The following is a 26,490-nucleotide window of genomic DNA, read 5'->3' on the forward strand; positions in this document are numbered from 1 at the left end:
ATGATGGCACTGGACGATATACCGGTCACTCAGCTTAAGGGCGTCGGCAACGCGCTTGCAGAAAAGCTGGGCAAGCTGGGTATCGCCTCGCTTCAGGATTTGCTGTTTCACTTGCCTCACCGCTATGAAGATCGCACCCGCATTACAGCCATGGGCACCTTGCGCATCGGCGACGTGGCGGTGGTGGAAGGTGAGGTCATGAAAACCGACATTGTGATGGGCAGGCGCCGCAGCTTGCAGGTTACCGTCAAAGACCACAGCGGCTTTGTCAGTCTGCGTTTTTTTCATTTTAACGCGGCCCAGAAGAACCAGTTTGCCGAAGGCACCTTGGTGCGCTGTTTTGGCGAAGTGCGGGCGGGCCGTTCCGGCTACGAGCTGTATCACCCCGAATACCAGACCAATCCGACGCCTATGGCGGATGAAGGCAGCGCCACATTAACTCCGGTATACCCACTTACCGAGGGTATCCAGCAGCCCCGGGTGCGGGCTTTGTGCCAGCAGGCGGTTGCGTATTTGAAGCGTTACCCCATTTACGATTGGCTGCCGCCCTGGGTATTGGTGGACTATCAGTTACCGGCTATCACCGCCGCGGTAGAACTGGTGCATTCACCACCTGCTAGCGCTTCGGTGGCGCAACTGCTGGAAGGGCGCCATCCGGCCCAGCAGCGGTTGGTGATGGAAGAACTGCTGGCGCACCAGCTAAGTCTGTTGCAAGTGCGCGAACAGATTCAGACGCGCCAGGCGCTGCCTTTGCTGCCGCAGGGCGATTTAAGCGAGCGCTTTCTGGAGTCTTTGCCATTTCACCTAACCGGCGCTCAACGCCAGGTGCTTCAGGAAATCCGCCAAGACCTTACCCAGCCCCTACCCATGCTGCGTTTGGTACAAGGCGATGTAGGTTCTGGCAAAACCGTGGTCGCGGCGCTGGCGGCCTTGCAGGCCATTGCGGCGGGCACTCAAGTGGCGTTGATGGCACCCACTGAAATTCTGGCGGAACAGCACTACCAGAATTTTTGCGCTTGGCTTGCGCCGCTGGGTATCCAGCTCACCTGGCTGTCGGGCAAAGTGAAAGGCAAGGCGCGCCAGCAAGCCCTGGAGACGCTTTCAAGTGGTGCCGCCGGCATTGCTATTGGCACCCACGCGCTGTTCCAGAACGACGTGGCATTTGACCGTTTGGCTCTGGTGATTATTGACGAGCAGCACCGCTTTGGCGTGCATCAACGTCTGGCATTGCGGGAAAAAGGCGCCGCCGGCGCGTTGGCGCCCCACCAGCTGATTATGACGGCTACGCCCATTCCGCGGACATTGGCCATGAGCGCCTACGCCGACCTGGACACATCGGTCATTGACGAGCTGCCTCCAGGGCGCAAACCCATCGAAACGATTGTTGTGCCCGACGGTCGCCGGGACGATGTGGTAGAGCGGGTACGCAATGCCTGTCAGGCCGGGCGGCAGGCGTATTGGGTGTGCACGCTGATTGAAGAATCCGAGGTGTTACAGTGTCAGGCGGCAGAAGTAAGTGCGACCGAGCTCGCCGAACGCCTGCCAAGCCTTCGCATCGGATTGGTTCACGGGCGATTGAAAAGTCTGAAAAAAGCCGAGGTTATGGCGCAATTCAAGAGCGGTGAGTTAGACCTCCTGGTGGCGACCACCGTAATAGAGGTGGGAGTGGATGTGCCCAACGCGTCAATGATCATTATTGAAAATCCTGAACGCCTGGGTCTGGCCCAGTTGCACCAGTTGCGGGGCCGTGTAGGGCGTGGCGAACAGGCCAGTTACTGCGTGCTGATGTACCACCCACCGCTATCGCTCAACGGTAAAGCGCGGCTGCAGGCCCTGCGCGACAGCCAAGACGGTTTTGTGATTGCGGAAAAAGACCTTGAACTTCGTGGTCCCGGTGAGGTTCTGGGTACTCGCCAGACCGGCATGATGCAGTTCAGGCTGGCTGATTTCGAGCGCGATCAGCACTGGATTGAAGTGGTTCGTGAAATAGCTCCGCGACTTATGGGCAATAAAACCGCGGTGCAGGGCCTGGTGCGGCGCTGGTTGGGTGAAAAAACTCGCTACGGTGAGGTCTAAAACTCATTCGCATTTGATGAAGGGCTACGTTGTTATCCTCAGGTGGGCTACTGTGATAACTGAACAATGATCAACACGAGGTTATGTCCAATGGAAGTTCCGGCCGCGGTTCGCCAGGCTCTTGGTAAATGCGCAACCAGCATTGCATTGCGGGATGTCGATAAAGCCGACCCGGATCAACTGCTGCGAATGGTGTTGCTTAGCGACGGCTGCCACAAGCTTCAGGTAATCTACCGCAGCTGTGACTTGCTGGACCTTGAAACGCTGAACACACATCTGCGCCATAGTTACACACTGCTACCTGCTGCCGAACAGCAAAGGCTGTGTGGCCGGCTGGGGCTATCTGAGCTGTCAGAGCTGCCTGCGCTGCCGGCTCTGACTGGCTGGCGCACGGTTATCGATTCGGCGGTAGATGCGGGCTCTGCAGTGGCCCTGATGTTGCAAAATCCTCACTTGGCCATGGTTATGCCCGCACATGATTTTATGGATCTGTGCGGCGAGGCCTGTCGCCTGAACTGCGCAGTTGCTGTAGCACCCCTGGCCGAGGCTATAGCAGACCACGGGAATGATCGCGAGCAGGTTCATTTTGCCATCAAGCGCTTTACCAGTTTGCGGATACGCCAACGCCTGGAAGACACACTGGAGCTACCGCCGCTTCCGGAAACGGCCCGCCGTATTATTCGCCTGCGCACAGATCCCAATTCTGTAATGGCTGATCTGGTAGACATCGTGGAGAGCGATCCCAGCCTTGCAGCGCAAATCATCAGCTGGGCATCGTCGTCGTTTTACGCGGCTCCCGGCCGGGTAAACTCGGTGCACGATGCCATATCCCGTGTGTTGGGATTTGATATGGTGATGAACTTGGCAATGGGGCTATCGCTGGGCCGGGTGCTGCGTCCGCCGACACGGGGCATTCGCGGCTACGAGGATTACTGGCAGCAGGCCGCTTGGCTGGCTAACGGTGCCGGGCTGCTTGCCAGCCTGATAACCGGCGCCGGGCGCCCTGTTTTCGGTTTGGCTTATCTGGCTGGCTTGCTGCACAATTTCGGCACTCTGGTGCTGGCTCATGTGTTCCCGCCCCATTTCAGTCTGCTGTGCCGCGCGCAGGAGGTAAATCCGGGCCTCGACTCGTCCGTCGTCGAACGCCACTTGCTGGGTATTACTGGCGGGCAGATTGCAGCACAACTGATGGAAAATTGGAGCATGCCGGAGGAGGTAACCAGTGCCGTTCGTCAGCATAAAAACCCTGCTGCTGCGGGCGAGCATCAAGTTTATAGCCAGGTACTCTGGCTGGCACGGCAGCTGTTGACTGAACGTGGAATAGGGTTGGGAGTGGGTGAGCCCGTCACCCCCGGAATATACCGACAGCTAGGGCTGGATCCGAAGCGGGTGCAACAGCGTTTCGACCAGCTGGTTACTAATCGCGATAGTGTGCTGGAGATGGCCAGTATGTTAACGCCCCGCTAGATCACACCCTCGCTGAAAACATGTACCCGAATGGCAGTGGCAGCGCGGCGAATTTCGTCGGCGTGACCCTGTTCAATGGCATAGCGTTCCTTGTCCATCTTACTGACAAACTTCGGCTCAGTTTCTAGCCGGGCCTGATGGGTGGGCATGTGTTGTAGTTTGTCGTGCACCTGCTGAAAGACGGTAAACGGCGATTTTTGTAGCAGCGTTGGCTCCACGTGATCCAGCAAGCCTTTGATCCGCAAGCAGGCCTCAGAATACTCAACCTGACCCGCCTCTACCGCCTGTGCCAAGATACGGATACTTTGAATCATCGATTCCCGCCGTTTGCGCGCGAACTCGCTCGCCTTTTCGCTACGTCGCTGATCAGCGCTTAATGCATCGCGTTGGCGGTATATAAACAGTGCCAGAAGGACAATGGCGCCCAAACCAAACGCAATTAACAGCCATTCTTGCCAGCTTTCCATGGAATGCTCCGTGTTGACGATATGTATGCGGGCTCTGGATATGCTCTAAGCTTTTGCAGATATACGGGTGGTGGGCCTTGCTGGACTTGAACCAGCGACCAATCGATTATGAGTCGACTGCTCTAACCAACTGAGCTAAAGGCCCGTAACGCGGGGTATTCCAATGTTTCTGTTTGCGCAGTACAAACAAAAGCGAGCGCCAGTATAGCGATGAGAGCAGGCGCTCGCCAGTGTTGTGACGCTTAAGTGTTGCCTTGATCGTCGATAAAACCGCGCAAATGGTCTGAACGCGATGGATGACGCAGTTTACGCAGGGCTTTGGCTTCAATTTGACGAATCCGCTCGCGGGTAACATCAAATTGTTTGCCAACTTCTTCCAGCGTGTGGTCGGTGTTCATTTCGATACCAAAGCGCATGCGCAGTACTTTTGATTCGCGGGCGGTTAAGCCGGCCAATACCGAGCGAGTGGCTTCGCGCAGGCCTTCGGCGGTGGCGGAATCTACCGGCGACAAGGCTTGGATGTCTTCAATGAAATCGCCCAGATGGCTGTCTTCGTCGTCGCCAATCGGGGTTTCCATAGAGATCGGCTCTTTGGCAATTTTCAGCACTTTGCGAATCTTGTCTTCCGGCATTTCCATCCGCTCGCCCAGTTCTTCCGGCGTGGGCTCGCGGCCCATTTCCTGCAACATCTGGCGCGAAATGCGGTTCAGCTTATTGATGGTCTCAATCATGTGCACCGGAATACGGATGGTGCGAGCCTGATCCGCGATGGAGCGGGTAATGGCCTGACGAATCCACCAGGTAGCGTAGGTTGAGAACTTGTAGCCACGACGATATTCAAACTTGTCAACGGCTTTCATCAGGCCAATGTTGCCTTCCTGAATCAGGTCGAGAAACTGAAGGCCGCGGTTAGTGTATTTTTTGGCAATGGAAATCACCAAGCGCAGGTTCGCCTCTACCATTTCTTTCTTGGCGCGGCGGGCCTTGGCTTCACCAATGGATACCCGGCGATTGATTTCCTTGATGTCGACAACGTCTAAACCTACTTCCAACTGCACGTTTTTGATGCGCTTTTGTAAGCGCACGATTTCGTCCAGGCGCTCGGAAATCGCAGAAGCATAGGGCTTTTTGCTGCGAGCAATTTTTTCAGCCCAGTCTAAGTTGATCTCGTTGCCGGGAAACGATTTGATGAATTCTTTACGATCCATCTTACTTTCGCGAATGCAGATGCGCATGATGGTGCGCTCATTCTGACGGATCATGTCGTTGGTGGAACGAACAACGTTCACGAGTCCATCAAACGCTTTGTTGCCTAGTTTAAACGGGGCAAACACCGCGCCCAGCTCGTTCAGGGCTTTCTGGGTACGCTTGTCGCTGCGGCCATGCTGTTCTAACAGCTCATGGGCGACGGCCAGTTTTTCTTTTAGCAGGTCAAAGCGCAGGCGGGTCTCTTCGGGATCTGGACCGCTCTCAGTTTCTTCTTCTTCGGTATCATCCGCATCGTCGTCGCTGTCTGATTCTTCGGCGCTGGCAGGCGCCGCCGGGGCAGGCTCTTCTGGCATGAACGGTTCGGCGTCGTCCGGATCAAGAAAGCCGGCAACAATATCGCTTAACCGGCCTTCATTCTCGACAATGCGATCGTAGCCCTGGATGACCGTGCCAGTGGTGCCGGGAAAGTGTGCAACCGCCGCCATCACGTCGCGAATGCCTTCTTCGATACGCTTGGCGATAACAATTTCGCCTTCGCGGGTCAGCAGTTCAACGGTACCCATCTCGCGCATGTACATTCTAACCGGGTCGGTGGTGCGCCCGGCGTCGGATTCTACTGCGGCCAGAGCCGCTGCGGCTTCGGCAGTCGCTGCCTCATCGGCGGTTGAATCACCATCAGTCATAATCAACGTATCAGCGTCTGGTGCAACTTCAGTTACCTGAATTCCCATGTCGTTGATCATGCGAATTATGTCTTCGACCTGGTCCGGGTCAGCGATGTCTTCCGGAAGGTGATCGTTCACCTCGGCGTAAGTCAGGTAACCTTGTTCCTTGCCTCGCGCGATGAGGTCTTTTAAACGTGATTTTTGCGAATTGCCCGACATAGACGCCCTGTAAGCCCACTAAAGTAAATAAATATTAAGCAACCAGTATAGCTGCCGACCTAATGCTCTGCCACCCAATGGATAGATGGTGACCAGTGCCTAAATTTTCAAGTCCCGTTGTTCTTTGTGCCACTGCTCAATGTACGTAATTCACTGCGTTCTTCAGGGCTCAGGTTGACAAAATTCCGCAGTAACGCGGCCAGTCTCTGCTGCCGCGATGCTTCTTCGTCTGGGCTGAGAAGCTCCCGTGCCGCTTCCAACGTATGTTCGCGGGCTGGTATATGTTCAATGCCGTCGAACAAATGAAAAAAACGGTCTTTTGCTTGAACGTCCGTAGCCAAGGCGCTGATCAGTGCCGACTGATTGGCAAGTTTGCGTTCCAGAATCCAGCTGGCAAAAGCCGCCGCCTGGATAAATTGCCGTGAGCTGCGAGCAGCTGCGACCACTTCGGCGGCCAGATCAGGCGCTTCAGTCAGGGCCAGGCACAACAAGCTGTCTTTACTCAATTTTACGTCGATCCGCTGTTCTTGTATTCGTTCCCGTTGCCAGCCTTTGTTGCCGCCCCGTTCTTGCCAGGGTTTTTTTTGCCATTGGTCGCGGCCGCTGCAAAGGCGAAGCATTTCATGCCACATGGCGTCGCGTAGCGTGCACTTGGGCATTTTGTTGAGCATAGGCTCAGCCCGTGCGCGCAACTCTCCGCGATGTTCGGGCAACCGCAGGTCCAAGCCATTGCTCTGGCGATCGAACAGGTAGCGTGACAGCGGTATAGCCGCTTCAATCCGTTTGCTGAAGGCTTCGGCGCCTTCTTTACGAATCAGGGTGTCCGGGTCTTCGCCTTGGGGCATCATCAAAAATTGCAGATGCAAACCGTCGGCCATCAGTTCCAGTGCGTTTTCCAGCGCGCGATCTGCCGCGTGATAACCCGCTGTGTCGCCATCAAAGCAGAACACAATGTGGCGCACCTGGCGCATTAAAGCGCTCAGATTATCCTGATTGGTGGCGGTGCCCAATGTGGCCACAGCAAACTTAATGCCATGCTGGGCTAGGGCGATGACGTCCATGTAGCCTTCAACAACCAACAACTTGTCCAGCTGCTTCAGGTTTTGCCGCGCCTCATAGAGACCGTATATTTCACGGCTTTTATGAAAAACGTCAGACTCCGGCGAGTTGATATATTTGGCTTTGTCGTCACCCAGAGTGCGCCCGCCAAAGGCGATGGTTTTGCCGCGGGTGTTGCGGATTGGAAACATCACCCGGTTGCGAAACAGATCTCTGGGCCGGCCATATTGGTCGGATACCGTTTTAGTTTCCAGCAACGGTTCTTTGAAGCTGGTGCCTGCAGCGTCGCATAATGCCGTGCCGCCGGCGGGGGCAAATCCGACCTGATATTGCTGGATAATGGCCTGGTCCAGTCCGCGCTGCTGCAGGTAGTCGCGGGCAAAAGCACCGGCTTCGCTGCCCAGCGCCTGCTGATAAAAACGGCTGGCGAAATCCAGTGCCTCTGTCAGTGTTCGAGTTTGCTGCATTTCCTGCTTGGCAGCCTGATCGTAGGGCACTTCCATTCCGGCTCTGCGCGCCAGATCTTCAACTGCTTCGGTAAAACCCAGACCTTCGAATTCCCTTAAAAAACTGATTGCGTCGCCGTGTGCGCCGCACCCGAAGCAGTGGTAAAAGCCTTTGTCTGGCCGCACATTAAACGACGGTGTTTTTTCATCGTGAAACGGGCAGCAAGCTTTGTAATTTGCACCGGCTTTTTTCAGGGTAACGCGAGAGCCAATCAGCTCGGCCAGATCGATCCGGTCTAGCAGATCTTCAACAAACCGTTGCGGGATCAGTCCGCTCATTCGGGCTCCGGGTGTGGCCTTGGACGGGGCCGTAATAGCAGGATAGGCAATAAATAAAAATGCCGCCGAAGCCAGGCCTCGGCGGCATTTTTAAATCGCTTTGAGCGGCCTGTAGCCGGTCAGGCGATTAATTTTTGCAGTCAAGCGGCGTTGCTAAAACTTAGTACAAACGCTCAAACTTACGCTGTTCACGCTGAAGCTTCTTGAGGTGACGCTTAACGGCCGCAGCAGCTTTACGTTTACGAACAGAAGTCGGCTTCTCGTAGTGCTCGCGACGGCGCACTTCGGAAAGGACGCCTGCTTTTTCGCAGGAACGCTTGAAGCGACGTAGTGCTACGTCAAACGGCTCATTCTCTTTCAGTTTAACAGCTGGCATTCGAAAATCACCTACCTGGGTATATTCGGTTCTATGGGTTCCGCTGGGCTTGCCCTGAGCGGTTCTAACACTGGCAGGAATGATTAAAACTCGACCAGTGCGTAATTTAGGGCGGCAACTATATCCCCTGGGCAGGGCTAAGGTCAATGTCTGTTCTGTGAAACTGCAGGTGCGCCTCGAGTTTCTGCTAAAATGCGTCACCTCTGGATTATTTTGCTTCTTTTACTTTAATGGCTAATAACTATGCTGATTTTAGGTATTGAGACGTCTTGTGACGAAACCGGCGTGGCATTGTACCACACCGAGCGTGGTTTGCTGGCCCACGCGTTGTTCAGTCAGGTAGCGATACACGCTGACTACGGCGGGGTGGTGCCGGAGCTGGCCTCCCGCGACCACGTTCGCAAACTGTTGCCGTTGATAGAGCAAATTCTGGCCGAGGCAGGGCTTGCGCGTGCAGACATCGAAGGCATTGCTTACACCGCAGGTCCTGGCCTCGTGGGTGCGCTAATGGTGGGCGGCGCCGTGGCTCACGCTTTGAGTTTCAGTATGGGCATCCCCGTATTGGGCGTGCATCATATGGAAGGGCATTTGTTGGCGCCAATGCTTGAGCAGAACCCACCGGCTTTTCCTTTCGTTGCGTTGCTAGTGTCCGGTGGCCATACCCAGCTGGTGCAGGTCAGCGGTATCGGCGAGTACATTCTTTTGGGTGAGTCGGTTGACGACGCTGCCGGAGAAGCGTTCGACAAAACCGCCAAAATGCTGGGACTGGATTACCCGGGTGGGCCCAGAGTCGCGGCATTGGCTGAAAAAGGGCAAGCCGGGCGCTATCGCTTTCCGCGGCCTATGACAGACCGCCCGGGCCTTGACTTCAGCTTCAGCGGGTTGAAAACCTTTACTCTGAATACTGTTAATGCCGCGCGCGAGGCGGGCGATTTGGGCGATCAGACTCGTGCTGACATTGCCCTGGCATTCGAATCTGCGGTAGTGGACACCCTGGCGATCAAATGTAAGCGCGCGTTACAGCTCACCGGGTGCAAACGCTTGGTGATTGCCGGTGGCGTCAGCGCCAACACGCGGCTTCGGGCCGGCCTTGAGACGATGACGGCGAAACTTGGTGCGTCGGTGTTTTACGCGCGGCCGGAGTTCTGTACCGATAACGGAGCGATGATTGCCTACGCCGGGGCTCAGCGCTTGCGGGCAGGGCAGCAAGATGGTGATCGTATTGCGGCGGTGCCGCGCTGGCCGCTGGATACCTTGCCGCCCTTGACTCAGCGTTGCGATGACGGCCTGGCGGGTGCCTGATGGTTAGAATGTGTAGTGCAGTTAGCGCTAATAAGTTGAAGGCAGTGCTGGCTAAAAGCGGGTTTCGCGCCCCTGTGCCATTCGAATCAGGTTATTGCGGTGGCGAACTAGCACCAGTAACGCCAGTAGGCTGAACATTGGCAGAGTGTGGGGTTGAAGCATCGCGCTGAGCAAAGGCCCGCTGAGCACTGCTACCAAGGACGCCATCGCCGAGATGCGCCAGCGCCACATGGCCAAAAGCCATATTGCGGCCATCAGTAATGTGGTTGTGTGTGCCAGTGCCAAGCCGGCACCGAGAGCCGTAGCGACGCCTTTGCCGCCCCTGAAGTGATAAAACACCGGGATCATATGGCCGGTGACTGCGCACAGGGCGACCGCCGCCTGAAGGGTTGTTGATAGTCCCCATTGTTGCGCCGTCCACACTGGCAGCCAGCCTTTGCCGGCATCCAGCAACAGCGTTATCGCTGCTGGCGTCCAGCCTCCGCTGCGAAACACGTTGGTAGCGCCCGGATTGGTGGAGCCCAGAGCGCGTGGGTCTGGCAGCTTAAAGGCACGGCTGACGGGTATAGCGAACAGCACCGAGCCGCCAAGGTAAGCGGCGGCACACAGGAGTACCGTTAAAAAAGGGGCGCTGGAAAATGTCATAGAGATGTGTCCTGGCTGGCGCAGACGGTTTGAGTCAAACTGTGCGAACATCGTAAAATTTGTCGAGTCTGGTAGCTAACTTTAGCTGCGCTGTCGGGCCGATTCAATCCGGAAAAAGTACAGCATTATGTGGAGTGCCTGTGGCAGATCGTGTGTTTATTGAAGGCTTGGAGGTCGAAACCGTTGTAGGGGTATACGACTGGGAGCGGGACATCACCCAGCGCCTGGTGGTAGACCTGGACATGGATTGGGACAACCGCGTGCCCGGCGCGTCTGATGACGTCAAGGACGCGCTGGACTACGCCGCGGTGAGTGACTGCGTGATCCGCTGTCTGCAGGCGCTGCAACCCAAATTGCTTGAGCATGCCGCAGAGGTACTGGCGGCCGAGTTGCAACAGGCGTTTGGTATCGAGTTTTTGCGACTGAGCATCCGCAAGCCCGGCGCCGTCCCGTCAGCCTCTGCGGTGGGCGTCAGCATCGAGCGTGGGCGCCGCCTGTGAGCACTCCGGTGCTAGTGGGTATCGGTAGCAACCAAAATCGCGAAGCCTGTTTGCAGGCCGCGCTAGATGCCTTGGCCGACTGGTTTGGCGAGCTGGCTTTGTCGCCGGTGTATGAAAGCCCGGCGGTGGGTTTTGACGGTTCCCCGTTTTTGAATATGGTTGCGGGATTCAATACCGCCATGCCGCTGGCAGAGTTGTCGCGCCGCTTTAAAAAGCTGGAGACCGATCATGGCCGGGTTCGGGGCAGCACCCGCTTCGCAGCGCGAACGCTGGATATTGACATTCTGACTTACGGCGATCAAGTCGGGGTGTTTTGCGGTGTGGAATTACCCCGTGCCGAAATATTGGTGAATGCGTTTGTGCTTAAGCCCCTAGCGGATGTGGCCGGGTCGCGTTTGCACCCCCAGTGCGGACAAAGCTATCAAGATTTATGGCAGTTACACCGCGCCGGCCCGCCTTTGCACAAGATCAACTTCAGCTGGCGCGGCGGTATAATTTCAAATGCCGTTGGCTGCTCGAAAGCGAGCGATCAGGGCATCGGTTGAGCTGTCGCTATTACCCGTGTTTGCCGGTGCCGGCTGGGCCAGCAGGCGCGGCAGAATGTTTTGTCCCAGCTGCTTGCCCAACTCTACCCCCCACTGATCAAACGAATCCAGGTCCCAGATAACGCCCTGTACAAAGGTGCGATGTTCGTACAAAGCCATCATTGCGCCGAGCGTCCAAGGCGTAAGCTGCTGCATTATCAGAGTGTTGCTGGGTTGGTTTCCAGGTACCACTTTGTGCCAGGCCAGGCGGTCGATGTCTTGCGCTGAAAGGCCTTCGGCAATCAGTTCGTGCCGAGCTTGTTCCAGCGTTTTTCCAGCCATCATGGCTTGGGACTGGCTCAGGCAGTTGGCGAACAGATCGGCGTGATGATTCGCAATGGGGTTATGGCTGACCAACGGAATAATGAAGTCTGCTGGAATCAGCCGGGTACCCTGGTGAATCAGCTGATGGTAGGCGTGCTGTCCGTTGGCGCCGAGCCCGCCCCAGATGATGGGGCCGGTATGGTAGGTGACCGCAACGCCTGCGCGAGTCACGCGCTTGCCGTTGCTTTCCATGTCCAATTGCTGAAGGTAATCTGGCAGGCTTCGCAAATATTGGTCATAGGGCAAAATGGCGTGGCTGCAGGCACCCCACAAATTGTTGTACCAGACACCCAGCATGGCCATTACCACGGGCATGTTCTGCGCTAATGGCGCTTGCATAAAATGTTCGTCCATGGCTTCGGCACCCGCCAGCAATTGGCGAAAATTGTCCATGCCAATGCTCAGGGCAACCGGTAAACCAATGGCTGACCACAGCGAATAGCGCCCGCCAACCCATTCCCACATCGGGAACAGGCTGTCTGCTTCGACACCGAAGGCTTTAGCGGCGTCGACGTTAGCGGATACTGCCGCAAAGTGGTGCGCAACGGCGTCTGTTTGCGGGCAGCGCTGAACCAACCATTCACGGGCTACTTTGGCGTTTTCCAGGGTTTCGGGGGTTTTGAAGGATTTTGACTGCACCAGAAACAGCGTGGTGTGCGGGTTTACCTGGCGCAAAATCTCGCAGATTTCAGTGCCGTCGATATTGGCTGCGTAATGGCAGCGTATGCCGCCGTGGTGATAAGGCGTTAGCGCCTCTGTCGCCAACTTTGGTCCGAGGAAAGAGCCACCAATGCCAATGCTGACCACGTCGGTAAAACGCTCGCCCGTGCAACCGCGGCGTTCACCGCCGGTGACCGCGATAACAAACTGCTGCATTTGTTTCAGCGTGGCGTGAACTTCCTCTATCACGTTCTTGCCGTTCACCCGAATAGTCTGACCTGCACTTGCCCGCAAGGCGGTATGAAGCGCGGGTCTATTTTCAGTGTTGTTCACCGGCTCGCCGGCATACAGTGCCTGGCGGCGGGAGGCCAGTTGGCACTCTTCGGCCAGAGCCATCAGGTCGGCGAGGGCGCCATCATCAAGGCGGTTTTTGGAGAAGTCCAGGGTCAGGCCAGCTGCTTCAATCAAATAGCGTGATGCCCGTTGGCTGTCCTCGGCGAACAGCTGTGCCATGGGCTTCGTGGTTAGCCGCTGTTGATGGTGCAATAATGCTTGCCAGGCCTTGGTGGCGGCGGGTGTTGATGCATGGCCTTGCATGATGGCGTCCTTCTCAAAATGGCCAGCGCTTGGGTCGCCGGGCACAGAGTCTTCCGTAACAGGGCGGAGCCGGTCAGCGGATCAGTGAAATATTGTCGATGAGCCGGGTAGTGCCCAGAAACACTGCGGCCAGAATGGCGAGCTCGCGATCATCGGCGGTTGCTGGCTTCAGGGTCTGGCTGTTAACAATGTTAACGTAGTCGGGTCGCAAACCCGCATTCAGCAGTTCTGTTTTCGCGTGTTCGGACAGGCGTGCAAAGTGGGTGTCACCAGATTGCAGGTCTTTTTCAATGGTCTGGAGAATCTTGTATAGAGCCGGCGCAAGTGCCCGGTCTTCAATGCTGAGATAGCCATTACGGGAACTTTTTGCCAAGCCGTCGCGGTCGCGCACGATGGCGACGCCAATAATTTCGACCGGCAACATCAGGTCGCGCACTAGCTTGCGAATAATCGTTAACTGCTGCAGGTCTTTTTCGCCAAACAGAGCAAAATCCGGTTGCACCATGTTTAGCAACATAGTGACAACGGTGGCCACGCCGTCAAAGTGGCCAGGCCGGCTGGCACCGCAGTGGCCTTCGCTGATGTCAGACACCATTACTTTGGTCTGATGAGCCAGACCAGCCGGATAAATGTCCGCGGCGGAAGGCGTAAACAGCAGCGTGTTACCAGCTCCCGCCAGCATGCTCTGGTCTTCCATCAGGGTGCGGGGGTAGCTGTCGAGATCTTCGCTGGCACCAAACTGCATGGGGTTCACAAAAATGCTGGTTATCACAATGTCTGCGGCTTCTGCGGCTTTGCGAACCAAGGACAGGTGACCTTCGTGCAAGTTGCCCATGGTGGGCACCAGAGCGATGGTTTTACCTTGCTGACGCCAGCTGCGCACCATGGCGCGCAGCTCTTTAACGGTGTTGACAGTTCTCATGCTTTGAACGTGTGCTCCTCTGCGGGGAATGTGCGCTCGCTAACGGCTTTGGCGTAGGCTGCCAGAGCGTTGGTAACGGAACCGTTTTCAGCCAAAAAGTTTTTCACAAAGCGCGGTTTGCGGCCGGGGGTCATGCCAAGCATGTCGTGTACCACCAGCACTTGGCCGTCGGTGTCGGCGCCGGCGCCAATGCCGATCACCGGTGCCTTGACGGCTTTTGCGATGCGTGCAGCCAGAGCGGCGGGCACGCATTCCAACAGAATAACATCGGCGCCGGCGGCCTCCAGCTCGCAGGCGTGTTCAACCATCAGGTCTGCTGCCTTTTCGTCGCGCCCTTGCACTTTATAGCCGCCGAACTTGTTGACGAATTGCGGTGTCAGGCCTAAGTGCGCGCAAACTGGAACGCCGCGTTCGCTGAGCGCCTGAATGGTATCTCGCATCCAGCCGGTGCCTTCCAGTTTGACCATGTGGGCGCCGGCACGCATCAACTTTGCCGCGTTTTCCAGCGCGGCTTCGGTGGTGCCGTAGCTCATAAATGGCATGTCGGCCATCACCAGCGAGCCGCGATTGCCTTTGGCGACGCAGCTGACGTGATACACCATTTGATCCATGGTGACAGGCAGGGTGCTGTCGTTGCCCTGCAGTACCATGCCAAGCGAGTCTCCTATTAAAATGACGTCTACGCCGGCTTCGCTGACCAGCTGGGCAAAGGTGGCATCGTAGGAGGTCAGCGCGGAAAATGCTTCGCCGCGCTGTTTGTATTCCCGCAGTGTGTTGATGGTAACGGCCATAAATTCCTTGCCTTTGCGATGGTTGGTCTAAATACCGGCTATGCCGGGTGTCCACAATTGCATCTGCTGCTGAAACAGTGTCATCCCAACCCTAACACTAGCAAATTTCGGGCGTTTAGGCGTGATCGTTTCTAGCGACTAGGGGCAGTTTGCGTAACTGGTTATCAGGGCACTGCTGGCGCAGCAGTGCTAATGCGGTGCCGTCGGGTAGGGTCAGTTTCGGGTTTAAGTCCAGTAGGGGTTGCAGGGCAAAGTCCCGCTGCGACAGTTGTGCGTGGGGTACTGTCAGGCGGTCATCGTTTAGCGTTTGCTGGCCGTATAGCAGCACGTCTAAGTCCAGCGTGCGTGGCCCCCAGTGTTGCAGGCGCTCGCGGCCGTGGGCCCGTTCAATATTCTGCAAATGGTTTAGCAGTACGTGAGGCTTCAGGCTGGTACTCAGCCATGCCGCACCGTTGACATAATCTGGCTGGGCCTGAGGGCCTACCGGTTTGCTGGCGTAAAATGGAGATTGAGCAACCAGCGTAGTGTTCGGTAACGCTGCCAGTTCTGCAATGGCCCGACCCAGCTGCGCAGCCGGGTCTGCCAAGTTGCTACCCAGGCCAACAAATACGTCGGTCATCATCAATCCTGCGGCGGCCGCTTAACCGGTTTACGCCGGCGCTTGCGAGGTTTGGCTTCACCGCTGTCAAGATCTGTAATCATGCGTTCCTGGGCGCGTTCGTCCAGGCGCTGAAACTGTGTCCACCACTGACCCAGACCGGGCTCAATCTCGCCGGCGCTCTCACGCACCAATAAGAAATCATAGGCGGCGCGAAAACGCGGATGCCCTAAGGTGATCAGTGCGCGTTTACCCTGTCGCCGTGGCAGGCGCATCTGCAGTTCCCAGATTTCCTTCATGGGCCCGGAAAAGCGCTTGGGGATAGACGTTGCCTGTACCTGGCGGCCAATCACTTTGGAGATCGCACTGTGCAGAGCCGGCTGTACCGGATCGCCGTTGTCTTGACATCGGCGCCATTCGGCTTGCAGCGCAGGCCATAGCATAGCGGCGAACAGGAAATACGGGGTGACCGACTTGCCTTGGGCTATGCGTGCGTCAGTGTTGCGCAGCGCTTGGCGAATTAACTCGTCGGGTTCACCGGCCGCCAGTGCACTGGCGGTGTCGGGAAAGAGCGGTGCTAGCAAATCGTAGTGGCGCAGTTTGTCAAAGGTTGCTTCGCCATAACCGGCGGAAAACAGCTTTAGCACTTCGTCAAACAGTCGAGCCGCGGGAATGTGGGTCAGCAGCGGTGCCAGCTCGCGAATGGGGGCCTCGGTGGCCGGCTCGATGGCAAAATCGAGTTTGGCGGCGAAACGAATGGCGCGCAGCATGCGCACAGGATCTTCCCGGTAACGGGTCTCCGGGTCACCAATCAATCGCATTTGGCGGTTGTTCAGGTCATCAATGCCATTTGCGAAGTCAATAACACTGAAATCGCGGATGCAATAATAAAGGGCATTGATGGTGAAATCCCGGCGCAGCGCATCCTCTTCGAGGTTACCGTAGACATTGTCGCGCAGCAGTTGCCCGTGTTCGCTGGTTTTGCGATCGTCATCGTCATCGTCGGCGGGATTGGCATTGCCGCGGAAGGTTGTCACCTCGATGACCTCGCGACCGAAGACCACGTGCACAATGCGAAACCTGCGCCCGATCAGGCGCGAGTTGCGAAACAGTTCGTGCACTTCTTCAGGCGTTGCATCGGTCGCAATGTCGAAATCTTTGGGTTGGCCACTGAGCAGTATGTCGCGCACGCCGCCGCCCACCAAGTAGGCTTCGTAGCCCGCTTTGTTGAGGCGATGCAACACTTTTTTGGCGGGCTCACTGATGGCCGTGCGGGAAACACTGTGCTGGTCCCGTGAAATGTCCCTCCTCTGATAGCCAAGGGGTTTTTTCCGGGAGCTGCCGGGCATGAACGAGCGCAGTTTGTCGACGAGTCTTTTAGGCATTGAAATCCGTTGCGGCCATAGCGGCGATGAGCAAAAACAAAGAGTCTAACGGTTTGCGCCGCTTTTGCACACGTTTGCTGTGGATTGCTATGGTTTGCCCATGCCCGGGCATTAACCTGGGCCCATAAATTAAAGGGCGGATTCGCTTACACGAACCCGCCCACTAAAATCTGACGATCTAAATTATTTTTATTATTACTGGGATTCTTCTTATTTATTGTGTCCCACCGTAAGCCCCAATATCGGGGTATTTCAAACAAACAGAAAGCTTTGAATACTTAGAGTGGTCAACAGCTTTATTCAAGCCTTGCGTATCGGCAGCGTCGTTTAGTTCACGATTCTTATCTGCTTCAACAACCTTCACAAGCTAAGGGACCGCTAAAAAGCAAGGCATCCAAAACACTCAATTCGCTCGCGCTCTGTTATTATTTTTGTTACCGAGCGCTTCCCGCAGCTGTTTATTGTTTTTGTTGGTTTGCTGCATTGTCACGTCTTGTTTTTGTTGTCGTGCCCCATATATAAAGCAGCTGTCGTGCCAGTTTTATAAATACGATGATAAACAGCAGCTTGGTGTTTTCGTGGGGGTAGGTGTTACCCCGTATTTGGGGAAAGTGTTACCGGTAGGTCATAAATGGCGGGGAAAGTGTTACCAGAGGAAACAGTCGGTAACACAAATTAAAATGGTCTGCAGCGGCCGAGGTCAGCTGCCAGATGTTTTTTTGCGCGGAATCCCAAGGCGCTGTCGCCTCTCCCATAAAGATTTACGACTGATACCCAGTTTTTGGGCCAATTCGGTTTCACTCATGCGGTCTTGGTTCTCCAGTACGAAGTGTTGAAAGTAATCTTCCAGCGATAGATCTCCTTGGCTGCCTGCACCTTGGACATGGGTTTGCTCGTTGTTACCGGCCACCAGGGTTTCGGGGATGTAGTCGCTGTCGCCGTTCAGATCCAGCAGTGCGGGGGTGATCAGTTCGGAGTCACATAAAATAGTGGCCCGCTCAATGGCATTTTCCAGCTCTCGCACGTTTCCCGGCCAGCGATGCCGCTCTATGGTGCGCACGGCGTCTGTGCTGAACTGCAAATCGGGTTTGCCCATTTTGGCACCTTGGCGCTTTAAAAAGCGCAGCGCCAGTATCAGAATATCTCCCTGGCGATCGCGTAGAGGGGGAATACGCACCTGCATTACGTTCAGGCGATAGAACAAATCTTCACGGAATTCGCCGCTGCGGGTCATCGCTTTCAAATTGCGGTGGGTGGCTGCCAGCATGCGAACGTTAACTTTGATGCTCTGGGTAGAACCCACCTTACGGATTTCGCCTTCTTGTAAAACTCGCAGCAGTCTGGCTTGAGCTTCGGCGGGCAATTCGCCTATTTCATCCAGAAACAGACTGCCGCCGTTGGCCGCCTCAATAAGCCCGGTGCGGGCGTTGACGGCGCCGGTGAACGCGCCTTTTTCGTGGCCGAACAGTTCTGACTCAATCAGGCTTTCGGGGATGGCGGCGCAGTTAACGGAAATCAGTGGCGCCGCCGCCCGTGGGCTCAGCAAGTGCAGGGCGCGGGCCGCCAGTTCTTTGCCGGTGCCGGACTCACCCTGAATAAGCACTGTGGTTCCGGTGGGTGCGACTTTACGAATCAGGGTGAACACCCGCTGCATCGGTTCACACTGACCAAACATGATGCTGGCTGGGTCTGAGTCTGCTGCTTGATGTGTTGTTTTAGCGGTCACGGCGCTGCTGTCATCCGCTGCCGCGAGCGTGGATCTGCGCTCCAGAATGGTGGTTACGAGCGCCAGCATTTCGTCGTGATCAAAAGGCTTGGCGATGTACTCCACGGCACCTAGCTTCATCGAGTCAACGGCGGAGCGCAGGCTGGCGTAGCTGGTCATAATCAGCACCGGCGTTGCCGGCGCGCGTCGGATCAATTCGGTGCCCGGAGCACCGGGCAATCGCAGATCGGATATGATCAGATCGAAACTGCCCAGGTCGTGTTCTTCGGCTTCCTCCACTGAGCCTGCGTCGGTGACGTCGTAGCCGGCGTGAGTAAGCATCTTGCGGACTGCGGAGCGAATGATGTGTTCATCTTCAACAATCAGGATACGGGGCATATCTGTGCTAGGACCTTTGATTCTGGCTGTAGGCAGCGGGTGTGTCTTCGGGCTCGTAAGCAGGCAGCTTCAGACGAATGCAGGTGCCCGGGTTGGGGCTGTCTGCAGCGTTAAGCTGAGCCGGACCCTTAGCCGGGCTCTCCGCCTGAATGTTGCCATAGTGCTCTTCAACAATACTGTAAACCAGTGCAAGACCAAGACCTGTGCCTTTATTGGTGGGTTTGGTGGTGTAAAACGGCTCGAAAATGTGATCAAGCTTGTCGGCGGCGATACCGCTTCCCTGGTCGATGACTTCAATGATAGCTGAGTAGCCATCGGCCTCACCAATCACCCGCACTTCGCCGCCATCTGGCGAGGCGTCACGGGCGTTGGTCAGCAGGTTTACAAACACCTGCACCAGCCGCTGTTCATCTCCCAGAATGAACAGTTCTGGCGGACAGGCGTTGAGGTACGAAATGCCCAGCCCCTGGTCGCTCAACGATAATAAATCAATGGACTCCTGCACGCAGCGGCGTATTTGTACCGGTTCGTAGCGATTGGCGGGAGCGTGATTGCCGGAGCGGGCGAAATTCATCAACGACTGCAGAATATTCGAGATGCGCCGGGTTTGCTGCTGAATCTGGTCGGCGGTGTCGAGAATGTCCGGGTTATCGGTTTCCAGTCGTAGATTTTGCGCTAACGAAGAAATGCCGGTAACCGGGTTGCCGATCTCGTGGGCGACACCAGCAGCCAGCCGGCCCACTGAAGCAAGCCGTTCGCTGTGCATCAGCTCGTCTTCCAGCAAGCGAATCTCGGTTTGGTCTTCCACCATAATAATGCTGCCGCTTTCGGCATGGTCGGGTCCGCTCAGCGCGGCTTTGTGCAAGTTCAGCCAGTGCGGCTGGCCACGCAAATCCAGGCGGTGTTTGTAGCGGTGCACGTCCTCGCCCCGGTTAAAGTCGTCCAGAAGCTGGTGCCAGTGTGGCGGTAAGGTGGCCAGGCGCGCGCCAACCACTTCATCGGCGCTGATGCCGGTCAGGCGCTCCATGGTCTGATTCCACATCAGGATTTCGCCATCTTCACCCACTGAACAGGCGGGTATGGGCAGATTTAACAGGGTCTGCCGATAATGCCGGCGCAGGTTGTCAAGCTCACCTGCTAACCCGGTGAGCCGGTTCTGATAGTCGCCCAAGGCGCCTTCCACGTATCGAATATCCTGGGCTGCGCGCTGCATGGGTTTGAACCCCAAATGGCGTTTAACCATATCGCGGGCGATTTCCGGCCCCATCAGGCCCGACAGATTGGCTTCCACTTGGTCTCGCAGGCGCCTTAGCTGATAAGGACGGTACTCTACTTCGGGTAGTTTCAGTTGTAACAGTGCGCGTTCCACCTCGCGCTGGGCACCATCTTGTCCCAGAGGATCGCTGAGTTGGCGGACAAAGTCTGCAGACGATGTGGCCAGCAATTCGCGCCGCTGCGGCCGCGACAAGGCTCCGAGCGAGCAGGCCTGGGCGGCGCTGCGTTCTTCACTATTGCTGGAGCTAAGCACAGACACCACCACGAACATCACGACGTTGGCGCCGAGACTGAGGAACATAAAAAGATGCCAGTTACCGGCGTTCGGCACTATCGGGCTGTCCAGCCATACCAGCAGGTTTGCAGCGCCGGAAAAGGGGAGCATCAGGGTGGTCACCCAGATTGCCAGCCCGGTCAGCATGCCGGCGATCAGGCCGCGGCGATTGCCCTCGGGCCAGAAGATGACTCCCAGGGCGCCGGGTAACAGCTGCAAGGTACCGGTGAGAGAGATTGCGCCAAGAATCGACAGCTGCAGATTTTTGCCCAGGGTTTCATGAAACATCAGAGCCAGAAACAGGATCAGAGCAATCAGCAGCCGCTTGACCCATTGCAGCCAGCGGTAGATGTCGGTCCGATCTTTGGGCGTTTTTAACGGCAGTACAATGTGATTCAGGGCCATGCCCGCAAGTGCCAGGGTGCTTACAATCATTAAACCGCTGGCGGCAGAGAGGCCTGCAATGTACATCATCAGCGTTAACGCGGGGCTGCCCAAGGCCTGGCCAATACCAATGCTGTAGTAATTGGCCGCGGTGGTTACCCCAAGCTCCTGGCCGCCCCAAAGAATCAGCGGTATCGGCAGGCCCAGTAGCAACAAGTACAAGGGGAGGCCCCAACTGGCTTTGGCCAGCGACGCCGGAGACGGATTCTCGCTGAAAATCATGTGGTACATGTGGGGCAGTACCAGTACCGACGCGAAAGACATCAGCATAACCGCCCGCCAACTGGCGTCGTCGATACTCATAGCCATGTCAACGACGGGTGTCTGGTTTTGGTCCAGCCAGAGCTGAAGGGCGTCTGGGCCGCCAAACACAGAGAACAGAATGATGCCGCCCAATAGTAACAGTGCCAGCAGCTTGACCAACGAATCAAAGGCGATGGCAACTACCAGCCCACGATGGTTGCTGGCGTGGGCGTTGCGGCGGGTGCCAAACAAAATGGCGAACAACACCACGGTTGCGCTGAACAGAGCGCTAATAACGTTAGGCGACACATCGGGAGCAAGAATGCTGGCAGAACTGGTGACGGCCTGAATTTGCATGCTCAACAGAGCTAGAATGGCTGCGCCAGAACACAGCGTGACCAAAGTGCCCGCCCATTGACTGCGGTAACGATAGGCAAAAAGGTCAGCCAACGAGCTTAGCTGATATGCCCGCCCAATACGCATGTACGGATTCAGTAACACCGGCGCCAACAAAAATGCACCGCTGATGCCCACATAGTAGGCAAGAAAGCCGTAACCGGTTTCCGCCGCCGCACCCACCGATGCATACACCGACCAAATACCGGCGTAAACGCCCAGACTAAGCACGTAAATGAGCGGGTGGCGCACCAGCTTGCGTGGCAGCAAACCGCGCTCTGATATCCAGGCGATGCCGAACAGCAAGCTCAGGTAGGCAATGCTGACCAGCAGCAGCCCGGCTGCACTAAAATTCATTGGGATCACGCCGCCATTCCAACCATATGCCAATGGCAATCAGTCCGGCCCAGATCAGATAGGGGCTATACCAGGCACTGCCAGACGATATCCACCAGTCTAGGATGTTGGGAGAGAAGACGTAAATCGCCAGGACCAGCAAAAAAACCAGACGATAGATATACATCTAGAGTAACCGTGCCGCTGTGGATTCATGGCTTTATAACACGATCGCGGCGCTGCTGTCAGAAATGGCGGGCTACCAGTGCTGGGCGGCTGGCACAGGAATCGCGCTGCGCTGCCAGTGGGCGTGGCCCCAGGCAAGAACGGTGGCGGGTGGTTGCTGGGCAAGTTGCGCTGGCGGTTGTTGGCCTAAAGCGTTTAGCGCGGCCAGTAGATTTGCGCTGGCATTGGCGTCGTCCAGCGCCGGGGCGTGGTTCTGTTTGCTCAGCTTTTGGCCTTGCTGGTTGCGTATCACAGGAATGTGCAAAAACTGTGGCACGACGGCACCCAGCGCCTGAAACATCTGGTGCTGGGCGGCGGTCATGGTGCGCAGGTCTGAACCGCGCACTACGTGGCTTATGGCTTGGTCGATATCGTCAACCACTACGGCCAATTGATAAGCGTAGAAGCCTTCTTTACGCAGTATCACCGGGTCGTCTGTTTCTGCCTGCAGGCTCTGTTGCTGTTCACCCAGTAGCTGGTCGGTCCAGCGGCAGCGTTGGCTGCGCAAAGCAAAGCGCAGGGCGCAGTCGCCGGGCGGCCAGGGGTGTTCGTTGGACACACTTGGGTTGAGGTAATGGTTGCGGCAATGGTTGGGGTGTTGACCCTGGTTGGCCTTCAGCTGTTTGCGTGAACAGCGGCAAAAATAGGCGTGCCCGGTTTCCACCAGGGTTTCAGCAGCGGCGCGGTAAGCCCTATAGCGTTGGGATTGGTAGCGCACAGGTTCATCGCCAATCAAGCCGTGGGCGCTCAGGCTGTGGAGTATTCGGGGTGTCGCGTCTACCGGATGGCGTAATGGGTCCAGATCTTCAATGCGCACCAGCCATTGGCCCTGGTGGTGCTTTGCCTCCAGGTAGCTGGCCAATGCGCTCACCAGTGAACCGAAGTGCAGCGGGCCGGTGGGCGATGGAGCAAAGCGGCCGCGGTAGGAAACGTCAGGCGTCATGGTAAATTACGCCGGTGCAATAGCATCCGGCGCAGTTTTGACAGGTTGGTAGACAGGTCAGATGCCGGTCTGGCGCTCGCGGATTTCCGCCAATGTTTTGCAATCGATGCACAGTGTGGCAGTGGGCCGGGCTTCAAGCCGGCGGGCGCCTATTTCTACACCGCACTGGTCGCAGAAGCCGTAATCGTCTTTATCAATGCGATCAACGGTTTTGTCGATCTTCTTAATCAATTTGCGCTCGCGGTCACGGGTGCGCAGTTCCAAGCTGAACTCTTCCTCTTGGGTAGCCCTGTCACTGGGGTCTGCGTAGTTGGCAGCATCTTCCTGCATGTGGTGCATGGTGCGATCCACTTCTTCCATCAGCTCCTGCTTCCACTTCAGTAGCAGGCCTTTGAAGTGTTCAAGCATGTCCGCGCTCATGTATTCTTCACCCTTTTTCATTTCGTAAGGAGTGAAGTTGGTGAAGTTTTCGCTTGAATTGGCTGTTTTGTTGGTCATTGAAACCGGCCTCTTGTGAGTACTGCTACAAGAACGCTTTGCTTCCTTTCGCGTCAGCCCCCGTGGCTGTGCGGTATAAAACCTGGATTATAAAGCATTCGCACTGAAATGGGATTTGGCGGAAAATAGCAGATAAGTTGCGGGGGTGCCAGCTTTGCTGCAATACATATGACTCAGAGGTATGCATGAAGTTTGAACAACCGTTGCTAGAGGGGCTGCTTGTTCGCCGCTACAAACGCTTTTTGGCCGATGTGCGACTGGCCGATGGCAGCGAGGTGACCGCCCATTGCCCGAACACTGGCAGCATGCTGGGCTGTCAACCGGCGAATGGAAGGGTGTGGCTGAGTCGCAGCGATAACCCTGCGCGCAAGTTGCCGTATACCTGGGAACTTGTTGAAACGGTTCCTGGCACCCTGGCCTGTATAAATACGGCAAGACCGAACTCCCAGGCCCGCGAGGCGATTGAAGCGGGCCGTATCAGTGAGCTGACTGGATATAGCCATTGCCGCCCAGAAGTAAAATATGGCGAAGAAAAAAGCCGGATTGATCTGTTACTTTCCGGGCATGAAGCGAGGCCAGATGCCTGGGTGGAAGTGAAAAACGTAACGCTTGAGGACAACGGTCAGGGCTTCTTTCCAGACGCCGTGACAACTCGCGGGCAAAAGCACTTGCGAGAGCTTATGGCTCAGGTTTCGCTGGGTGATCGTGCGGTGCTGTTTTTTGTGGTGAATCACACGGCTATCGAAACGGTGCGGCCGGCAGATCATATAGACCAGCATTACGGCCAGCTGCTGCGAAAAGCCTGTGATGTAGGCGTAGAGATCATCGCCTACCGGGCAAACCTGGCCAACGAAGACGGTTGCCCGTCCGGCGAGATCACTTTAACCGAACCGGTGCCGGTTATTCTTGACGTCTGACGTCTGACGTCCGGTTCAGTTCAACAGTCCAGCTTCACGCGCCTGCTTGTTACGTGCCTGTGCTGTAGCGCATTCGCGTGCCGTGGTTCAGAGACATCAAAATCTCACTCGCTTGAAGCCGGTCAGGAAAAAAGCTACCAGAAATCTTGGCACCTGCAATACTGGCTCCTTCCAGGTTTGAGTGACTGAAATCTATACCCCTCAGGTCCGCGCCTCGAAAATAGGCGTGGCTCATGTCGAGCCCCGTGGTATCCATACCACGCAAGTCCAGCCCTCTGAAATCCCCATGTGAAAAACTGGGCAGGTCGCCCCGGGTTAATTTTTTTGCATTGAAGGCGCTAATATCCTCCGTGCGAAGCGTTTCGTAGAGCGGGTCTTTAATGTGATGCACGGCGTTGGTTGGCATGATGTTTCCTCGTAGCGTTCTGTTCCGGTTCTATAACGAGTATCGTTTATCCAGTCCGTTTTGGCCCTGGTAGCGTCAGGAACTTACTTGGGGGGTCAGCCCAAAATGCTGTCGAATTCGGTCTGCAACGGCTTCTGCCACATGTTCCTGATCGGTACGAAGGTGGGCGGTATAGGTTTTCTCTTCAGCTGTCAGGGGCTCAAACCAGTCTTTCTGGGCATCCAGCAATGCTTCTGTGGCTTCCGATGCGTCGTCTTTGCGTTTGCGTACCCATTCTTTTCGCAGCCCCTCTGGCGCTTCGCAGTGAATCAGCGCAAAGGGCACTCCCTGGCTTTCCGCAACAGCGGCAAACAGCGCGCGCTCCTGTTCTTTCAGACAGGCAGTGTCGGCTATAACCGGGAAGCCCGCAGCAAGCAGCCCGCTGGCAAGCTTCGCCAAGCGCTCATAAGTTTTTGTGTTGGCTTCGACGGAGTACAGGTTGCCCCCGGTATCCGACTGACTGCGGTCCAGCGGCGCCAGCCCATGCAGACGTTTGCGTTCAACGTCCGATCGCAGCCGAATAAGACCCAGTTCGCCAGCCAAAGCGGCACTGACACAGGTTTTGCCACTTGCGGATAAGCCGACGGTGGCAATAAAGTAGCGGTTAGGAATGCTGCTGTAATCTTCTGCAAGCTGAGCGTAGGCGTTATAGCGCTGCATCAGCTCTTCTTTTTCATTGTCGCCCAAGGACGGATTACCCATAGTGAACAGCGCAATCTTCGCTCGCACTATTGCCCGGTAAGCTTTGTAAAGCGGCAGCAGAGGCAGCGCCTCAAAATCGTCGCGATATTCCAAGTAGGTGTTCAACACCAAGTTGGCTTTGGCGGTTTCGCCGCGGGATTCCAGGTCCATCAGCAGAAATGCCAGATCGTTAATAACGTCAATCCAGCGGAACGGCTCGTTGAACTCGATGCAGTCGAACACCGTTACCTGATCGTTATACAGAGTGATGTTCGCCAGATGCAGATCACCATGGCATTCACGCACCAGGCCTTGTTGGTGGCGTGCAGCAATCAGTGGCTGATGGCGTTCGAAGGTGGTGCGGGTCCAGATTTCCAGATTGTCCAGCTGTGCACGCTGGCTGGCATTGCTCAGCAGCGGCCGAATCTGGTCAAAATTCTCCTGCATGGCGGCGTAGACCGCGTCGGGCGCTCCCAGCGGGCTTGCGGGGTCAACCGGTGGTAGGCTGTCGTGAAACTTCGCTGCTTGTTGAGCCAGCGTCGCCAGACGGCCTGACTCCAGTTCGCCCCGTTCCTGCTGGCGATCGAACAGATCGTCCTGGCGGAACTGGCGCATTTTCAAAACGTACTCAAAGGCTTCCCCGCTGCCACCCAGCACCGGATTTTGTGGCGTGCCGGTAATGGGGATGACCTGCAGATACAAAGGTGCTGCCAGGCGCCGGTTCAGCCGGAGCTCTTCTTCGCAGAAATGCTTGCGCCGCGGCAAGGTGGAAAAGTCGAGGAAGCCAAAGTCCATCGGCTTCTTGATTTTGTAGGCAAACTCACCGGTCAGAACAACCTGGGAAATGTGAGTTTCGATAACCTGAAACTGGTGAACCGGATGGTCGTACAAAGCCGGATTTTGTAAAGCTTGAACCAGTGTGTTCGCAGGCGAATCGCTCAAAGTGTTTTCCTCGTGTTGCTTGAACCCGTTAATTGTTTATGTGACATCATAAGGGCTAGATTACGGAAATAACACACAACTGGCCTACTGCGAAGGCTAGTGTCTTGTCTGGCGAATTCGCAAGCCCCTCAGAGGG

General features: G+C 56.2%; 23 protein-coding genes and 1 tRNA gene. 6 read left to right on the forward strand and 18 right to left on the reverse strand.

What is annotated here, in order from left to right:
* Both recG and MRBBS_RS02555 read left to right on the forward strand, forming a co-directional pair.
* Positions 1-2,076: an ATP-dependent DNA helicase RecG gene (recG, locus tag MRBBS_RS02550; protein WP_041635040.1), complete on the forward strand. Its 2,076-nt coding sequence runs from the start codon at positions 1-3 to the stop codon at positions 2,074-2,076.
* Positions 2,077-2,166: 90 nt separating this feature from the next.
* On the forward strand, positions 2,167-3,543 hold the full coding sequence (locus tag MRBBS_RS02555) for an HDOD domain-containing protein (RefSeq protein ID WP_014869875.1): 1,377 nt from the start codon (positions 2,167-2,169) through the stop codon (positions 3,541-3,543).
* Here MRBBS_RS02555 and MRBBS_RS02560 read toward each other — a convergent pair.
* From MRBBS_RS02560 to rpsU, 5 genes are all read right to left on the reverse strand, one after another.
* A complete protein-coding gene (locus MRBBS_RS02560; RefSeq protein WP_014869876.1) occupies positions 3,540-4,010 on the reverse strand; it encodes a DUF2489 domain-containing protein in 471 nt (156 codons plus the stop codon). The genes MRBBS_RS02555 and MRBBS_RS02560 overlap by 4 nt on opposite strands.
* A 68-nt stretch (positions 4,011-4,078) precedes the next feature.
* A tRNA-Ile gene (locus tag MRBBS_RS02565) sits at positions 4,079-4,155 on the reverse strand.
* A gap of 97 nt (positions 4,156-4,252) precedes the next feature.
* Positions 4,253-6,103: an RNA polymerase sigma factor RpoD gene (gene rpoD, locus MRBBS_RS02570; RefSeq protein WP_014869877.1), complete on the reverse strand. Its 1,851-nt coding sequence runs from the start codon at positions 6,101-6,103 to the stop codon at positions 4,253-4,255.
* 107 nt (positions 6,104-6,210) lie between these two features.
* Entirely contained in the window at positions 6,211-7,947 is a 1,737-nt protein-coding gene (gene dnaG / locus MRBBS_RS02575; RefSeq protein ID WP_014869878.1) for a DNA primase, read from the reverse strand.
* A gap of 160 nt (positions 7,948-8,107) precedes the next feature.
* Positions 8,108-8,323 (reverse strand): 30S ribosomal protein S21, encoded by a 216-nt coding sequence (gene rpsU / locus MRBBS_RS02580; RefSeq protein WP_007350211.1) that lies wholly within the window; start codon positions 8,321-8,323, stop codon positions 8,108-8,110.
* A 243-nt stretch (positions 8,324-8,566) separates the two neighbouring features.
* On the opposite strand from rpsU, the gene tsaD reads away from it, so the two are divergent.
* Positions 8,567-9,625 (forward strand): tRNA (adenosine(37)-N6)-threonylcarbamoyltransferase complex transferase subunit TsaD, encoded by a 1,059-nt coding sequence (tsaD, locus tag MRBBS_RS02585; protein ID WP_014869879.1) that lies wholly within the window; start codon positions 8,567-8,569, stop codon positions 9,623-9,625.
* Positions 9,626-9,676: 51 nt separating this feature from the next.
* On the opposite strand, the gene plsY is transcribed toward tsaD, so the two are convergent.
* Positions 9,677-10,270 (reverse strand): glycerol-3-phosphate 1-O-acyltransferase PlsY, encoded by a 594-nt coding sequence (plsY, locus tag MRBBS_RS02590; protein ID WP_014869880.1) that lies wholly within the window; start codon positions 10,268-10,270, stop codon positions 9,677-9,679.
* A gap of 140 nt (positions 10,271-10,410) precedes the next feature.
* Between plsY and folB the strand changes: the two genes are divergently transcribed.
* On the forward strand, positions 10,411-10,770 hold the full coding sequence (folB, locus tag MRBBS_RS02595) for a dihydroneopterin aldolase (protein WP_014869881.1): 360 nt from the start codon (positions 10,411-10,413) through the stop codon (positions 10,768-10,770).
* Positions 10,767-11,315 carry a 2-amino-4-hydroxy-6-hydroxymethyldihydropteridine diphosphokinase gene (folK, locus tag MRBBS_RS02600; protein ID WP_041635041.1) on the forward strand — a complete coding sequence of 183 codons (549 nt, stop codon included), beginning with the start codon at positions 10,767-10,769 and terminating at the stop codon, positions 11,313-11,315. Before folB ends, folK (MRBBS_RS02600) begins: the two co-directional genes overlap by 4 nt.
* Here folK (MRBBS_RS02600) and pgi read toward each other — a convergent pair.
* The 10 genes from pgi to dksA form a co-directional block, all read right to left on the reverse strand.
* Positions 11,268-12,935 carry a glucose-6-phosphate isomerase gene (gene pgi, locus MRBBS_RS02605; RefSeq protein WP_050996691.1) on the reverse strand — a complete coding sequence of 556 codons (1,668 nt, stop codon included), beginning with the start codon at positions 12,933-12,935 and terminating at the stop codon, positions 11,268-11,270. The two genes, folK (MRBBS_RS02600) and pgi, sit on opposite strands and share 48 nt — an antisense overlap.
* Positions 12,936-13,008: 73 nt before the next feature.
* Positions 13,009-13,857, reverse strand: a complete 849-nt coding sequence (gene panC / locus MRBBS_RS02610; protein WP_014869884.1) for a pantoate--beta-alanine ligase — start codon at positions 13,855-13,857, stop codon at positions 13,009-13,011.
* Entirely contained in the window at positions 13,854-14,648 is a 795-nt protein-coding gene (panB, locus tag MRBBS_RS02615; RefSeq protein ID WP_014869885.1) for a 3-methyl-2-oxobutanoate hydroxymethyltransferase, read from the reverse strand. Before panB ends, panC begins: the two co-directional genes overlap by 4 nt.
* 115 nt (positions 14,649-14,763) lie before the next feature.
* On the reverse strand, positions 14,764-15,267 hold the full coding sequence (gene folK, locus MRBBS_RS02620; RefSeq protein ID WP_014869886.1) for a 2-amino-4-hydroxy-6-hydroxymethyldihydropteridine diphosphokinase: 504 nt from the start codon (positions 15,265-15,267) through the stop codon (positions 14,764-14,766).
* A 2-nt stretch (positions 15,268-15,269) separates the two neighbouring features.
* Positions 15,270-16,631, reverse strand: a complete 1,362-nt coding sequence (gene pcnB / locus MRBBS_RS02625) for a polynucleotide adenylyltransferase PcnB (protein ID WP_014869887.1) — start codon at positions 16,629-16,631, stop codon at positions 15,270-15,272.
* A 700-nt stretch (positions 16,632-17,331) separates the two neighbouring features.
* Complete coding sequence (locus MRBBS_RS02630) at positions 17,332-18,735, reverse strand: sigma-54-dependent transcriptional regulator (protein WP_014869889.1); 1,404 nt, start codon at positions 18,733-18,735, stop codon at positions 17,332-17,334.
* A 7-nt stretch (positions 18,736-18,742) separates the two neighbouring features.
* Positions 18,743-21,724, reverse strand: coding sequence for an ATP-binding protein (locus MRBBS_RS02635; RefSeq protein WP_014869890.1), 2,982 nt, complete (start codon positions 21,722-21,724; stop codon positions 18,743-18,745).
* Positions 21,714-21,890 carry a hypothetical protein gene (locus MRBBS_RS19605; RefSeq protein ID WP_014869891.1) on the reverse strand — a complete coding sequence of 59 codons (177 nt, stop codon included), beginning with the start codon at positions 21,888-21,890 and terminating at the stop codon, positions 21,714-21,716. The genes MRBBS_RS02635 and MRBBS_RS19605 overlap by 11 nt, the downstream gene beginning before the upstream one ends.
* 72 nt (positions 21,891-21,962) lie before the next feature.
* Positions 21,963-22,871 (reverse strand): tRNA glutamyl-Q(34) synthetase GluQRS, encoded by a 909-nt coding sequence (gluQRS, locus tag MRBBS_RS02645; RefSeq protein ID WP_014869892.1) that lies wholly within the window; start codon positions 22,869-22,871, stop codon positions 21,963-21,965.
* A gap of 57 nt (positions 22,872-22,928) precedes the next feature.
* The gene (dksA, locus tag MRBBS_RS02650) at positions 22,929-23,369 is read right to left on the reverse strand and encodes an RNA polymerase-binding protein DksA (protein ID WP_007350197.1); all 441 of its coding nucleotides are present in this window, start codon (positions 23,367-23,369) and stop codon (positions 22,929-22,931) included.
* 185 nt (positions 23,370-23,554) lie between these two features.
* On the opposite strand from dksA, the gene sfsA reads away from it, so the two are divergent.
* Positions 23,555-24,286, forward strand: a complete 732-nt coding sequence (gene sfsA / locus MRBBS_RS02655; RefSeq protein WP_014869893.1) for a DNA/RNA nuclease SfsA — start codon at positions 23,555-23,557, stop codon at positions 24,284-24,286.
* 49 nt (positions 24,287-24,335) lie between these two features.
* On the opposite strand, the gene MRBBS_RS02660 is transcribed toward sfsA, so the two are convergent.
* Both MRBBS_RS02660 and MRBBS_RS02665 read right to left on the reverse strand, forming a co-directional pair.
* Positions 24,336-24,692: a pentapeptide repeat-containing protein gene (locus MRBBS_RS02660; RefSeq protein WP_014869894.1), complete on the reverse strand. Its 357-nt coding sequence runs from the start codon at positions 24,690-24,692 to the stop codon at positions 24,336-24,338.
* 75 nt (positions 24,693-24,767) lie between these two features.
* Positions 24,768-26,354, reverse strand: a complete 1,587-nt coding sequence (locus MRBBS_RS02665; RefSeq protein ID WP_014869895.1) for an AAA family ATPase — start codon at positions 26,352-26,354, stop codon at positions 24,768-24,770.
* Positions 26,355-26,490: the final 136 nt, after the last annotated feature.

The sequence above is a fragment of the Marinobacter sp. BSs20148 genome, assembly GCF_000283275.1.
Classification (GTDB): domain Bacteria; phylum Pseudomonadota; class Gammaproteobacteria; order Pseudomonadales; family Oleiphilaceae; genus Marinobacter; species Marinobacter psychrophilus.